This window comes from Microvirga sp. TS319 (assembly GCF_041276405.1).
GTDB lineage: Bacteria > Pseudomonadota > Alphaproteobacteria > Rhizobiales > Beijerinckiaceae > Microvirga.
The window spans coordinates 1355522-1367500 of sequence record NZ_JBGGGT010000001.1 but is presented as its reverse complement, the minus strand read 5'-3'; the positions used below and the strand labels follow the sequence as shown (position 1 = coordinate 1367500).

General features: G+C 63.5%; 12 protein-coding genes and 1 rRNA gene (1 of these 13 running past the window's edge). 7 read left to right on the top strand and 6 right to left on the bottom strand.

The genetic code is table 11. The annotated features are described in order from the left end of the window. Positions 1–1084: ribosomal RNA gene (locus AB8841_RS06220) — 16S ribosomal RNA — on the bottom strand (it extends 403 nt beyond the left edge of the window). A gap of 1342 nt (positions 1085–2426) precedes the next feature. Between AB8841_RS06220 and AB8841_RS06215 the strand changes: the two genes are divergently transcribed. The 3 genes from AB8841_RS06215 (at position 2427) to AB8841_RS06205 (ending at position 4092) form a co-directional block, all read left to right on the top strand. Further along, positions 2427–2981 (top strand): peroxiredoxin, encoded by a 555-nt coding sequence (locus tag AB8841_RS06215; protein WP_370434956.1) that lies wholly within the window; start codon positions 2427–2429, stop codon positions 2979–2981. 9 nt (positions 2982–2990) lie between these two features. Then, positions 2991–3536: a carboxymuconolactone decarboxylase family protein gene (locus tag AB8841_RS06210; RefSeq protein WP_370434955.1), complete on the top strand. Its 546-nt coding sequence runs from the start codon at positions 2991–2993 to the stop codon at positions 3534–3536. A 385-nt stretch (positions 3537–3921) separates the two neighbouring features. Further along, positions 3922–4092, top strand: coding sequence for a DDE-type integrase/transposase/recombinase (locus tag AB8841_RS06205; protein ID WP_370434954.1), 171 nt, complete (start codon positions 3922–3924; stop codon positions 4090–4092). A gap of 117 nt (positions 4093–4209) precedes the next feature. On the opposite strand, the gene AB8841_RS06200 is transcribed toward AB8841_RS06205, so the two are convergent. From AB8841_RS06200 to AB8841_RS06190, 3 genes are read right to left on the bottom strand one after another with little or no spacing between them, the layout of a single operon-like run. Beyond that, positions 4210–5010: a prolipoprotein diacylglyceryl transferase family protein gene (locus AB8841_RS06200; RefSeq protein ID WP_370434953.1), complete on the bottom strand. Its 801-nt coding sequence runs from the start codon at positions 5008–5010 to the stop codon at positions 4210–4212. Positions 5011–5041: 31 nt separating this feature from the next. After that, a complete protein-coding gene (locus AB8841_RS06195; RefSeq protein WP_370434952.1) occupies positions 5042–6403 on the bottom strand; it encodes an ATP-binding protein in 1362 nt (453 codons plus the stop codon). A gap of 1 nt (position 6404) precedes the next feature. Continuing rightward, positions 6405–7064 (bottom strand): response regulator, encoded by a 660-nt coding sequence (locus AB8841_RS06190; protein WP_370434951.1) that lies wholly within the window; start codon positions 7062–7064, stop codon positions 6405–6407. 96 nt (positions 7065–7160) lie between these two features. Here AB8841_RS06190 and dsbD point away from each other — a divergent pair, with 96 nt between their 5' ends. The 4 genes from dsbD to AB8841_RS06170 are packed head-to-tail and all read left to right on the top strand — an operon-like array spanning position 7161 to position 10859. Beyond that, on the top strand, positions 7161–8966 hold the full coding sequence (dsbD, locus tag AB8841_RS06185; protein ID WP_370434950.1) for a protein-disulfide reductase DsbD: 1806 nt from the start codon (positions 7161–7163) through the stop codon (positions 8964–8966). Further along, positions 8963–9466 (top strand): thioredoxin family protein, encoded by a 504-nt coding sequence (locus AB8841_RS06180; protein WP_370434949.1) that lies wholly within the window; start codon positions 8963–8965, stop codon positions 9464–9466. Before dsbD ends, AB8841_RS06180 begins: the two co-directional genes overlap by 4 nt. 40 nt (positions 9467–9506) lie before the next feature. Continuing rightward, a complete protein-coding gene (locus AB8841_RS06175; RefSeq protein WP_370434948.1) occupies positions 9507–10142 on the top strand; it encodes a DsbA family protein in 636 nt (211 codons plus the stop codon). Between the two features lie 48 nt (positions 10143–10190). After that, on the top strand, positions 10191–10859 hold the full coding sequence (locus AB8841_RS06170; protein ID WP_370434947.1) for a L,D-transpeptidase: 669 nt from the start codon (positions 10191–10193) through the stop codon (positions 10857–10859). Positions 10860–10943: 84 nt separating this feature from the next. Here AB8841_RS06170 and AB8841_RS06165 read toward each other — a convergent pair whose 3' ends face one another. Further along, entirely contained in the window at positions 10944–11381 is a 438-nt protein-coding gene (locus AB8841_RS06165) for a TIGR01244 family sulfur transferase (RefSeq protein WP_370434946.1), read from the bottom strand. Between the two features lie 13 nt (positions 11382–11394). Further along, positions 11395–11835 (bottom strand): thioredoxin TrxC, encoded by a 441-nt coding sequence (gene trxC / locus AB8841_RS06160; protein ID WP_370434945.1) that lies wholly within the window; start codon positions 11833–11835, stop codon positions 11395–11397. Between the last annotated feature and the right edge of the window lie 144 nt (positions 11836–11979).

The following is an 11979-nucleotide window of genomic DNA, read 5'->3' as shown; positions in this document are numbered from 1 at the left end:
CCTAATGATGGCAACTAGGGGCGAGGGTTGCGCTCGTTGCGGGACTTAACCCAACATCTCACGACACGAGCTGACGACAGCCATGCAGCACCTGTGTTCCGGCCAGCCGAACTGAAGGAGAATGTCTCCACTCCCCACACCGGACATGTCAAAGGCTGGTAAGGTTCTGCGCGTTGCTTCGAATTAAACCACATGCTCCACCGCTTGTGCGGGCCCCCGTCAATTCCTTTGAGTTTTAATCTTGCGACCGTACTCCCCAGGCGGAATGCTTAAAGCGTTAGCTGCGCCACTGACGAGCAAGCTCGCCAACGGCTGGCATTCATCGTTTACGGCGTGGACTACCAGGGTATCTAATCCTGTTTGCTCCCCACGCTTTCGCGCCTCAGCGTCAGATCCGGACCAGTCAGCCGCCTTCGCCACTGGTGTTCTTGCGAATATCTACGAATTTCACCTCTACACTCGCAGTTCCACTAACCTCTTCCGGTCTCAAGCCTTGCAGTATCGAAGGCAATTCTGTGGTTGAGCCACAGGCTTTCACCCCCGACTTACAAAGCCGCCTACGCGCCCTTTACGCCCAGTGATTCCGAACAACGCTAGCCCCCTTCGTATTACCGCGGCTGCTGGCACGAAGTTAGCCGGGGCTTCTTCTGCGGGTACCGTCATTATCGTCCCCGCCGAAAGAGCTTTACAACCCTAAGGCCGTCATCACTCACGCGGCATGGCTGGATCAGGGTTGCCCCCATTGTCCAATATTCCTCACTGCTGCCTCCCGTAGGAGTTTGGGCCGTGTCTCAGTCCCAATGTGGCTGATCATCCTCTCAGACCAGCTACTGATCGTCGCCTTGGTGGGCCATTACCCCACCAACCAGCTAATCAGACGCGGGCCGATCCTTCAGCGATAAATCTTTCTGCTCTCGCACGTATCCGGTATTAGCCCAAGTTTCCCTGGGTTATTCCGAACTGAAGGGCACGTTCCCACGCGTTACTCACCCGTCTGCCACTCACCCCGAAGGATGCGTTCGACTTGCATGTGTTAAGCCTGCCGCCAGCGTTCGTTCTGAGCCAGGATCAAACTCTCAAGTTGAACTTCAGAATTCGATCTCGACTGTTCGTCTTGAAAACGCAAAATTGACAGAGCACCTCTCACTCCGGCCAAAGCCAGAGCGGTGTACTCACCAAAAGCGCAAGACCATGGTCGATGTCTTGTTCAAAGCAGCCCCAAAGGGCCGCCGCAAGGACACCGCCGCCTGCGCTTCTTCTTCCTTCTTCACTTGTCAAAGAGCAAAACCCAACCCGAAGGCCGGAAGCGACCCGCCCCGAAGAGCGCCCGCCCGGGCAGCGCCCCCAGGGCCGCCGCCGATGAACAGGTGTCTAACCGATCGCCCCGCTTGCGTCAACCGGCATTCGCAAAGAAAGTCGAAAGCCGTTTGCAGTGTTCGTCGGGCCCGTCATCGCACAGGCCAAGCAAAACCGCGCCCGGACACCGCAGGGCGCCCAGGCTGCACCGTCGAACGTCCCACGAGACCTCGACCAATACTCGGGATTTGCCGCCAGAGGAGCCGCAAGGCCCGCAGATCAACCCGCGGACACTCAGGGCTCATGGTTCACCTCGAACACGCCATCTCGGGCGAGCCGCTCCAACCTGCGACGGCAGGAGGCGCTTCGCCCGACACCATGACGTCGCTCCCGGGCAAGGGCTCAGGAACGGACGGTCAGCATCGTCGAAAAAAGCCGCTCGCCAGCTGTCCTGACGGCGCGGGGAGGCGACACATACGCGATATCCCCCACTTTGCAAGTGGGCACAACGATCCATCCACAGTGCCATGTGCAGATGGTGCCGGCTGGAAAGCAATCGAACGCACCAGGGGCTCAGCGGAGGCTTCGGAGGCTGCGATATGGCAGAAGCTTACAGCCGGTCAGGGCGTTGGGGTTGGAACGGCGGAATATTCCAGTCCATCAAGAACCATGTTCGGGCCGCCACGTTCGCAGCAATCCGCCGTCACCCCTCACCTGCAGCCGCTTCCGGACAATCGGGATCCGAAGCGATTGGCGAGACGATTTGTCTTAACCCTCCCGCTGTTGGTGAACGTGAGAGTCACCTCAGAGGAGACCACAGGAAGTGCCAGACGGCATCAGCGATGATCTCGGGCAGGAGCCTGCAGCGCTTGTGGCCGACGGGCTTGATCATGCCGGCCGGTTTTTCGGGCTCGGTGTCATGCGCGCGTCAGCGGGACAACACTCTCCCCAGACATGCGCGCCCTCTGCTTCACGGATGCGGCTGGTGGGAGAAGGTCACGTTACGTCGTCCTGTTTTGGCCGCCCGCTTGCTCGCCTGTATGACACGCCGAATCATTCCAACAGATATTGACCTTTGCTCTCGGCTTTTGCATCACTGCGCCGCAAGTTCCTGGTTATGGAGATTTCAGATGCTTGGTATTGGTGAGAAGCTGCCCGCGTTCTCGGTAACGGGCGTTAAGCCGAAGTTCAATGAGCATGTCGAGAACGGCGAGAGCGCTTTTGAGACGGTTACGGAAGCAAGCTTCCCCGGCAAGTGGAAGATCATCTTCTTTTACCCGAAGGACTTTACCTTCGTGTGCCCCACCGAGATCGCCGAATTCGCGCGTCTGTCGGGTGAGTTCGCTGATCGTGATGCCGTCATCCTCGGAGGTTCGACCGACAACGAGTTCGTCAAGCTCGCTTGGCGTCGGGATCACAAGGATCTCAACCGTCTTCCCATCTGGCAGTTCGCCGACACGAACGGCTCGCTGGTCGACGGCCTCGGGGTCCGCTCGCCGGACGGGGTTGCTTATCGCTACACCTTCGTGGTCGATCCGGACAACACGATTCAGCACGTCTATGCGACGAACCTCAACGTCGGCCGGAATCCCAAGGACACGCTGCGCGTCCTCGATGCCCTTCAAACAGATGAGCTCTGCCCGTGCAACCGCGAGGTTGGCGGCGAGATCCTGAAGGCAGCCTGAGGAGCGCCCATGTCGATCGAGAGCCTCAAGGAAAAACTGCCGGCCTTCGCGAGGGACGTGCGCCTGAACCTGTCTTCGCTTGCATCTGACGAAACACTGTCGGAACAGCGCAAGTACGGACTCCTCGTCGCCTGCGGGCTTGCGACCCGCAATCCCGTAGTCGCGGGAGCCCTGGAAGCGGAGGCGAAGGCCCACCTTTCGCCAGCGGCTCTCGATGCGGCTCGCGCGGCCGCATCGATCATGGCGATGAACAACGTCTATTACCGCTTCGTCCATCTGGCATCGAACAAGGAATACGGATCGATGCCGGCTCGACTGCGCATGAATGTCATTGCCAATCCTGGCGTTGACAAGATCGACTTCGAGCTTTGGTCGCTGGCGGTCTCGGCCATCAACGGCTGCGGTCTGTGCATCGACAGCCATGAGAAGGTCCTGCGCGAGGCGGGCGTGAGTGCTGCCGAGATCCACACGGCGGTCCGCTTCGCTGCCGTTATCCAGTCTTCAGCGCTTGCCCTCGAAGCTGTGGGAACACCTGCCCTGATCGCCGCGGAATAGATCGATTGAGCTCATCCGGTACAGGTCCGGTGGCGCAGTCTGGCAAAGGCATTCAGCGTGACATAGCATGCGCTGAATGCAGCCCTTTTATGAGGCAGGTTGTATTGCAAATAAGTCGAATGCGGCCGATATGAGCAGCGGCTGATTTCAACGCGGCACCGCTTTCTTCCTCCCGGCGCTGCCGTGTCGGCCGTTCCCTCTGGAAGGTTTTGACTGAATTGTCGGACCTCTACTTATGCCGGGCCTTTGGCCCGGCTTTTTTCTTACCGTGAGGATATCGCTTGATGACGGTTCGTCGCGACCTGCTGTAAGACAGATCCCTCAACTTCGATCGAAGTCGATTGACAGGTGCTTATCAACGCGAGCTGTTGACAAGCTCCGACAGATGAAATTTCCAACCAACATCGTCGAGCAGGATCACCGGCGCATCAAGCTGCTGATTGAACCCGGACTGGGTCTCACGAGCTTCGTGACGGCCTCACAGGCGATTGCCGGTTGTGAGGTGATGGCGATGATCCACAAGGGCCAAGTGGCGAGTGACCAGCGAGCGGCATGAGGGCCCAGAACGATTGCATTGCCGATGTGTTCAGCGCTCCCGCCTGACCTGAGGTCCGGTTCCGCTCGCGTGTGGCCTATGCCAAGGTTTACAACGCAACCGCTTGAAGCGCTCGGGTCACTCCGACGGCAACCGGTCGATAGCCGCCGCCAACGCCTCGCGGGAAATCTCGCCGACATGCACGGATCGAAGCTTTCCGTCGCGCCCGATGAAGAGGGTCGCTGGCAGGCCTGGCATGGCGTAGTGGCCCGCCACGTTCCGGCGCGGGTCGAGAAGGACATTCGGCAATGTGAGCTTCTGGCCCGCGAGATAAGCCTCGACGGCAGCACGCCCTTCGCCCTGGTTCACGAACAGGAACGTGACCTCGTGCCTGCCGGCGGCCATCTCCGCCATCATCGGCATCTCGCGCCGGCACGGCGGACACCAGCTCGCCCATAGGTTTACGACAATGGGTCTGCCCATAAAGGTGGTTGGGACGACGGACCCTCCTTCCGCCCGCTCCAGGGCCACCATTGGCATCGGCGTGGACGGTGTAGCGCTGGTCAGCTGCCACACCACGTTCCAGGCAAACAGGCCGATGGCGAGGCTGGCCATTGCCCCGGTAGCCCCCCGCCGGGTTCGCACCTGGGTCGCGCTGACCAGCGCAATCCCGGCAACTCCCCAGGGCCAGGAGAGGCCGCCCTGCCAGACCGCGAAGATTCTCCAAAGCTCCGTCATGAAGCTGGCGGCGTTCTCGAAGACATGACCGAGGCGTGCCGTGATCAGGCCTACGAGAAGGGTCCAGATCGACCAGCGCCCAATGCGAGGATCGAGGCGGGAGGACAGGATCGACGTTGCGGCCATAAAGGCGCCGATGCCCATGATGGCGGCGAGGCGATCACCGGCGAAGACGAGTGGACCGAATGAGACAACTTGCATGGCACTGCGGATCCAGGCGGCGCTGCTGCCGTCAGCCTGCGGCCGCGTTGATGCTGAAGCCCGCCCGCAGGCCGGGCCGGTCCTGGCGGTTCCGGAGCTCGAAGGCGGCCCTTGTCCGCTTGAGCGCCGCGTCGACGATGGCGAGGCCGAGGCCGCTGCCTACGGCGCTATGGTGGCGTCCACGGAAGAACCGGTTGGTCACAAGGCCGATTTCGTCCTCCGGGATACCAGGGCCCTCGTCCTCCACCGCGATCAGCGGCGGGCTTGCGCTGTCGTCGAGAACCCATCTGACGAGGCCGCCCTCCGGGGAGTGCTGCACCGCGTTCTCGTGCAGGTTGCGCACGGCGAGATGGAAGAGCTCGCGGTTCATCCGAATCGTCGTGTGGTGGAGCGCGGGATCGATCTCTACCCGCGTGGGCGGCCTACCCGAGCCGAGGCTTGCGATGACCTCCGCCAGGGCAGGCCCGACCAGGATGTCCTGGGTCCCACCCTCATCCACGGCCGCATCGAGCTCGGACATTGCGAGCAGCTGGCGCACGAGCCGGCCGGTGCGGTCGACGGCTACCAGCGTTTGCCTCAGGGCTCCTTCGCGGGCCTCCGCATCCTTCGCCGCCAGGGCGACCTGGACCTGGGTGCGCAGGCCCGCCAGCGGGGTACGCAACTCGTGCGCCGCGAAGGCCGTGAAGCTGCGCTCGTGTTCGCGCGCCGCCGCGACTTTGCCGAACAGGCCGTTCAGGGCCTCGACGACGGGTCGGATCTCCGAGGGCGGGTTGCCGAGGCTGATCGGGGACAGATCCTCCGCACTGCGCGCCTTGAGGCCTTGCGTCAGGCGGCGCAGGGGGCGGAGCCCGCGCCCGACGCTGGCCCAGATCAGGAAGGCGAGCAGCGGAACCACGACGACGGCCGGCAGAAGGAGCCCGCGGACGAGGTCCGTCACGAGGCGGTCGCGCAGGCCGAGCCGATCACCGACCAGCACTCGGATGCCCCTGTCGCGGTCGGCAACGGCATAGATCCGCCACGGCTCGCCGCCGACCTCCCGTTCGGAGAACCCGCTGGTTTCGTTCGACAGCTCGGCTTCCGGCGCGCCGCTGGAGCGCCCGATCAGGCGGCCGTCAAAGGACCAGATCTGGCATGAGAGCTGACGCTCGTAACCGACATGGGCAAGCTCGGGGAGAGGGATCGATGCGGGAGTATCATCGAAGCGGGCCGCCAGCGCGATCTCGCCGCTCGTGACGAGCGAGCCAACCATGCGCGCCGCCTCCATGAGGCGCGTGTCGAGCACATGCTGCAGCTGGCGCTTGGTGTCGAGATAGATCCAAGCTGTTGCGAACAGCCAGATGCCTATCGTGGCGGTGATGAGGATGACAAACAGGCGGGTGCGGATCGAGCTCATGTCATGCACTCCGAAGCCTGTAGCCGAGGCCGCGCACGGTCTCAATGGCGTCGCGCCCGATCTTGACCCGAATGTGATGGACGTGGACCTCGACGACGTTGCTTTCCACATCCTCCTCCCAGCCGTAGAGCCGGTCGGCGAGTTGATCCTTCGACAGTACCGTCCCGGGATGGCTCATGAGCGCTTCAAGGATGGAGAACTCCCTCCGCGACAGGCTGACTGGCCGCCCATCCACCGCGGCGGTGCGCCGCCCCGGATCGAGTTCGATGCCGCTCCAGCTCAGAACCGGCGAGGCGCGTCCGGCCGCGCGGCGGGAGATCGCCCGCAAACGGGCCGCCACCTCGTCGAGGTCAAAAGGCTTGCCGAGATAGTCGTCAGCTCCGCTGTCGAGGCCGCCGATCCGGTCGGCCACAGTGTCCTTCGCGGTCAGCAGGAGAACCGGCGTCGCGTCCTGACGCCGGCGCAACTCGCGCAGGATGTCGAGCCCGGAGCCGTCCGGCAGCATAAGGTCGAGCACGACGGCGTCAAAATCGCCCGTGGCCAAACCCGCCATAGCGTCACTGCAGGATGCCACCGCATCGACCGTAAAGCCGTGAATGCCAAGGCCGACTCTCAGCCCGTCGAGCAGCATCGCATCGTCTTCAACCACGAGAATACGCATCGAGCACCTCCGCAGGCCCTGTGACCCGCTACCCTTAAGGCTGCCTTAAGGTTGGCCGGGACTTTGGGGAAAGTTGTCCTGGTCGCGAGGATTCGCTTGTCCCATAATCTTATCCGAATTGTGTTCGCGGCGGCGGCGCTGGTTCTGGGCTTTGCCGGGGCGGGCGCGCAGTTCAAAATCCCAAGCTCCGACGAGGTGTTCAGACTCAGCGCCTCGAAGGGCGTCGATGGAAGCGTGATCCTCGATTGGGCGATTGCTCCGGACATGTATCTCTATCGCGATAAAGTGATCGTCGCGGCCTCTCCCGACAGTGCCACGCCGATTCCGGTCCAGACCAGCCCTGGCCAGAGGAAGGACGATCCCACCTTCGGCGAGACCGAGGTCTACCATGATGCGGCCCGCGCGACCGTATCGGCCAGCGCCATGGCCGCTGCCGGCTCGCCTCGGGCGATCCATGTTACCTATCAGGGCTGCGCCGAGAAGCTCGGCATCTGCTATCCGCCCGAGACAAAGGCCATCGAGCTTGCGACTCTCCCGGTTGCGGCGAACCAGAGCGTGACGGCTTCGAACGGCGGTTCGCCTTCGACCACCGTGCCTGCCGGCCTCTCGCGAGCTGCCCCACGGGACAACGCCTGGATGACCGGCAGCCTGGCGTCGGTTCTGGTGACCTTCCTCAGCTTCGGTCTGATGCTGACCTTCACCCCCTGCGTGCTGCCGATGATCCCGATCCTGTCGGGGATGCTCGCCCGTAGCGGAGGGCAGCTCTCGGCGGGGCGGGGCTTCGCGCTCTCGACCACTTACGTGCTGGCGATGGCGTCTGCCTACGGCTTGCTCGGCATCGCCGCGGCTTGGTCGGGTCAGAACCTGCAGGCCGCCCTGCAGACGCCTTGGGCGCTGGGTGCCATGAGCGTGCTGTTCGTGGTCCTGGCGCTGTCGATGTTCGGCCTGTTCGAGCTCCAGCTCCCCGGCTCCTGGACGGGCTTCATCTCGGGCCGGACCTCCGGCATGGGCGGTTCGCTCCCCGGTGCGGCCATGCTCGGCTTCACCTCGGCTCTAATCGTTGGTCCCTGCGTGACGCCGCCGCTGGCGGGGGCGCTGCTTTACGTGTCCCAGACCGGGGACATGGCACGCGGCGTTGCGGCCCTGTTCATGCTGGGTTTCGGTATGGGCCTGCCGCTGATCGTATACGGCACCGTCGGGGCGAGGGCCCTGCCCAAGTCGGGGTTGTGGCTGGTGCGGGTCAAGCAAGCCTTCGGCGTCGTCTTCCTCGGCGTCGCCATCGCGATGATCTCGCGCATCGCACCGCCGCAGGTGTCGTTGGCGCTCTGGGCACTGCTTGCCATCGGGGCCGGTGTGTTCCTCGGCGCCTTCGACCCGGCGCCCGGCTGCGCGGCTCGCCGCGTCGCCAAGGCGGCAGGCATTGCGGCGGTGCTCTATGGCGGGACCCTGGTGGTAGGCGCCGCCTCCGGCGCGACGGACCCGTTGCAGCCGCTCGCCACCTTGGCGCGCGGCTCGGCGCCTGCCGCGACAGCCGGGCCTGCCTCCATCCGCGTCTCCACGTCTGCGGAGTTTGACGCTGCTGTTCAAATGGCCCGGGCGCAAGACAATCCGACCCTCGTCGAATTCACGGCGGATTGGTGCGTGACCTGCAAGGAGATCGAGCGCAACGTCTTCGGCAATCCCACCGTGCAGGCAAGGCTCAAGCACGTGGTGTTCATCCGCGCCGACGTGACGGACTACAACGAGGCAAGCCGCGATCTGATGCGGCGCTTCGGCGTGGTTGGCCCGCCGACGATCCTGTTCTTGGATCCGAAGACCGGCCGGGAGATCGCCCCGGGCCGGACCATCGGCACGATCGATGCTGACGACTTCCTTCAGAAGCTCACGGCAGTTGGTGCATGATGGTTGTCAGCTCCTTCCGATCCCGTGTGTCCACGCGGGCCGGCACATGTTCGCGCCGGACGATTCTGAGATATGCGGCCTATCTCCCGGGGCTGGCGCTCGTGCCTCGACGGGTGCAGGCGCAGGCCGCAGAGCTTGCCTTCGCCCATGCCTCGACACGTGAGGTATTCGATGCGGCGGTCAGGCGTGCTCGCGGCCGGAAGAGGCCGGTGCTGGCGTACGTCACCGCCGACTGGTGCCCGGTCTGCAAGGGCATCGACAGACAGGTCTTCTCCAATCCCGTCATCAAGACGCGACTCGAGGGCCTCGCCCTGGTGCGCGTGGACGTGACCGCCGTCAATGCGCCCAACCGGGCGCTCATGAAACACCTCCGGGTGGTGGGCCCGCCGACGATGTTCGTCATCGATCCGAGGGACGGCCGGGAGATGCCGGGAACCCGCCTGGTCGGTGCCGTCGACGCCAATCTCTTCCTCGACACGATCAACCTCGCAGGCCTGTGACCTGGCCGTTCGTTTCCATCCCCGCTCATGGAGTGAACCGATGCCCCACCTTACCAAGTCTCTCCTTGCCGCGCTGCTGGCGGCATTGTCCTTCATCTTCGTCGCAACACCTGTTCCAACCTCCGCTCAGGACAAGGAAATCTCCGTCGATGCGATCCTGAACGATCCGCACGCGCCCATCGGCGGCAACCCGAAGGGCGATATCACCATCGTGGCATTCCTCGATTACAACTGCCCCTTCTGCAAGCAGTCGGCGCCGGAGCTGGAGAAGCTGGTCAAGGCCGATGGCAGGATCAGGCTTGTCTACAAGGATTGGCCCATCCTCACCCCAGCCTCCTTCCATGGCGCCCAGCTCGCCCTGGCCGCCAAGCATCAGGGCAAATACGAGCAGGTGCATCACGCCCTGATGGCCATTCCCGGCCGCAGGATCGGCAAGGATGCAATGACGGAGGCGGTCCAGAAGTCCGGCATCGACGTGGAGCGCCTGAATGGGGATCTGAAGCAGCATGGCACCGAGATCCAGGCGCTGCTCCAGCGCAATCTCGCCCAGGCCGATGCGCTCGGGCTCACGGGAACGCCGGTCTACCTGATCGGTCCGTTCAAGGTGTCAGGAGCGCTCACCTACGAGCAGTTCCGCAAGGCGGTCGCCGATGCCCGCGAGCAAGGCGGACAGTAACCCGCTCCTGCTCTTCCGACACCCATTCCCCTCTCTGACAGGAAGTCCATGTTCAAGTTCACACGACTCATCGGCCTTACCCGCGCGCTCGTCCTGATCTTGCCGGCTGCCCTGGCCGCATGCAACACGACAGGCGCGCCACCTCAGCCGGTGGCTGCGGCACCGGCTGTCGATCCGATGACGGCCGAGCGCTATGCCGCTGTGACTACCGACAGGCATCCGGTGCCCGGCGTCGATCCCGCTACGCTCAAGCCGCGCAACGTGCGCCAGCTCGTGGACTACGCGACCACCGAGAAGCCGGGCACCATCGTGGTCGATACGAACGCCCGCTTCATCTACCTCGTGCAGGAGGGCGGCAAGGCGCTTCGTTACGGGGTTGGTGTCGGCAAGGAGGGGCTGGAATTCAAGGGCATGGCGAGCGTGAACCACAAGGCGCAATGGCCCCGCTGGACGCCGACACCGGACATGATCAAGCGCGAGCCGGAGCGCTACAGACGCTGGGCCGCCGGCATGGACGGTGGCACCGACAATCCGCTCGGCGCCCGCGCCCTGTACCTGTTTAAGAATGGCCGGGACACGCTCTACCGCATCCATGGCACCAACGAGCCGGAGACCATTGGCGAGGCTGTGTCCTCCGGATGCATCCGCATGATGAACCAGGATGTGATCGACCTCTACAGCCGCGTCCCGGTGGGCAGCAAGGTGGTCGTCCTGTGATGCCTGTTGTTGCATGACGCCACCGTGAACCTGCATTTGAGTGGCATGGTGACCTTCGACCGATGCCAGTCAACCTTTCTCGGCTCAGGTGTCGGACGACCGCGCCTTGGAGGCTTCCAGCCGGGGCCGCAGGGCCTCCAGATCGTATCCGGCCTCCGCGGTGGTCTGCAGGATCTCATTGGCCGAAAGGCGGTCGCTGGCCGCCAGCGCCCACAGGGTCGTTGAGCGCATCCCTGTGCGGCAGAAGGCGAGGGCGGGCTTCTCCGCCCCGCCAAGGGCGATCCGGAACGCTTCGACCTGGGCGTCTGAAATCTGGCCGGATACGGCCGGGATGTGATGGTACGCGAGGCCCAGACGCTTCGCAGCCGCCGCGAGCTCCTCGCTTGGCGGCTGATCCGGAGCCTCGCCGTCGGGACGGTTGTTGATGATGGTCTTGAACCCCGCTCCGACGGCCTCTTCAAGATCCTGCTTGGTCAGCTGGTGCGCGACCGAGATGTTAGGTGTCAACTTGGTGACCTTCATGCAGCGTCTCCTTTCAAAGGTTTGAGAACTGGCGAACCCAGTTTCGGAGGGTGGACAGGTTGGCCAAACCAGCCTGTTGGGCAACAACGGAGCCGTTCTTGAGGACGAAAAGGGCTGGAATGCCCTGAACGCCAAGCCGTCCGGCCAGTTCCGGTTCGTCGTCCACATTGATTTTGACGAAACGGGCCTTGGGTTCGAGTTCCTTCGCCGCCTGCTCGAAAATTGGCGCCATGGCTCGGCACGGACCGCACCATGGCGCCCAGAAGTCTGCGATCACCGGAATGTCGTTGCGCTCGGCGTGGCGCTGGAAACGCTGGCCATTGAGCTCGATGGGATGACCTTCGAAGAGCTTCGCCTTGCAGCCGCCGCAGGTAGCCTGCGAAGCAGGCCGATCCCGTGGAACGCGATTGACAGCGTCGCACCGGGGACAGACCACATGAAAGGACTTCGACACGTATACCTCCTGTCTTCCCATCTCAGAGAAGGGCGAGGCTGCGCTCCAGCATGGAGATTGCCACGACAAAGATCAGGCCGGCAAAGACCGTGTTGAGCGCGCCTTTCCTGCCCGCGCGCCTCGTGGGGGATCCATTCCGAGTGG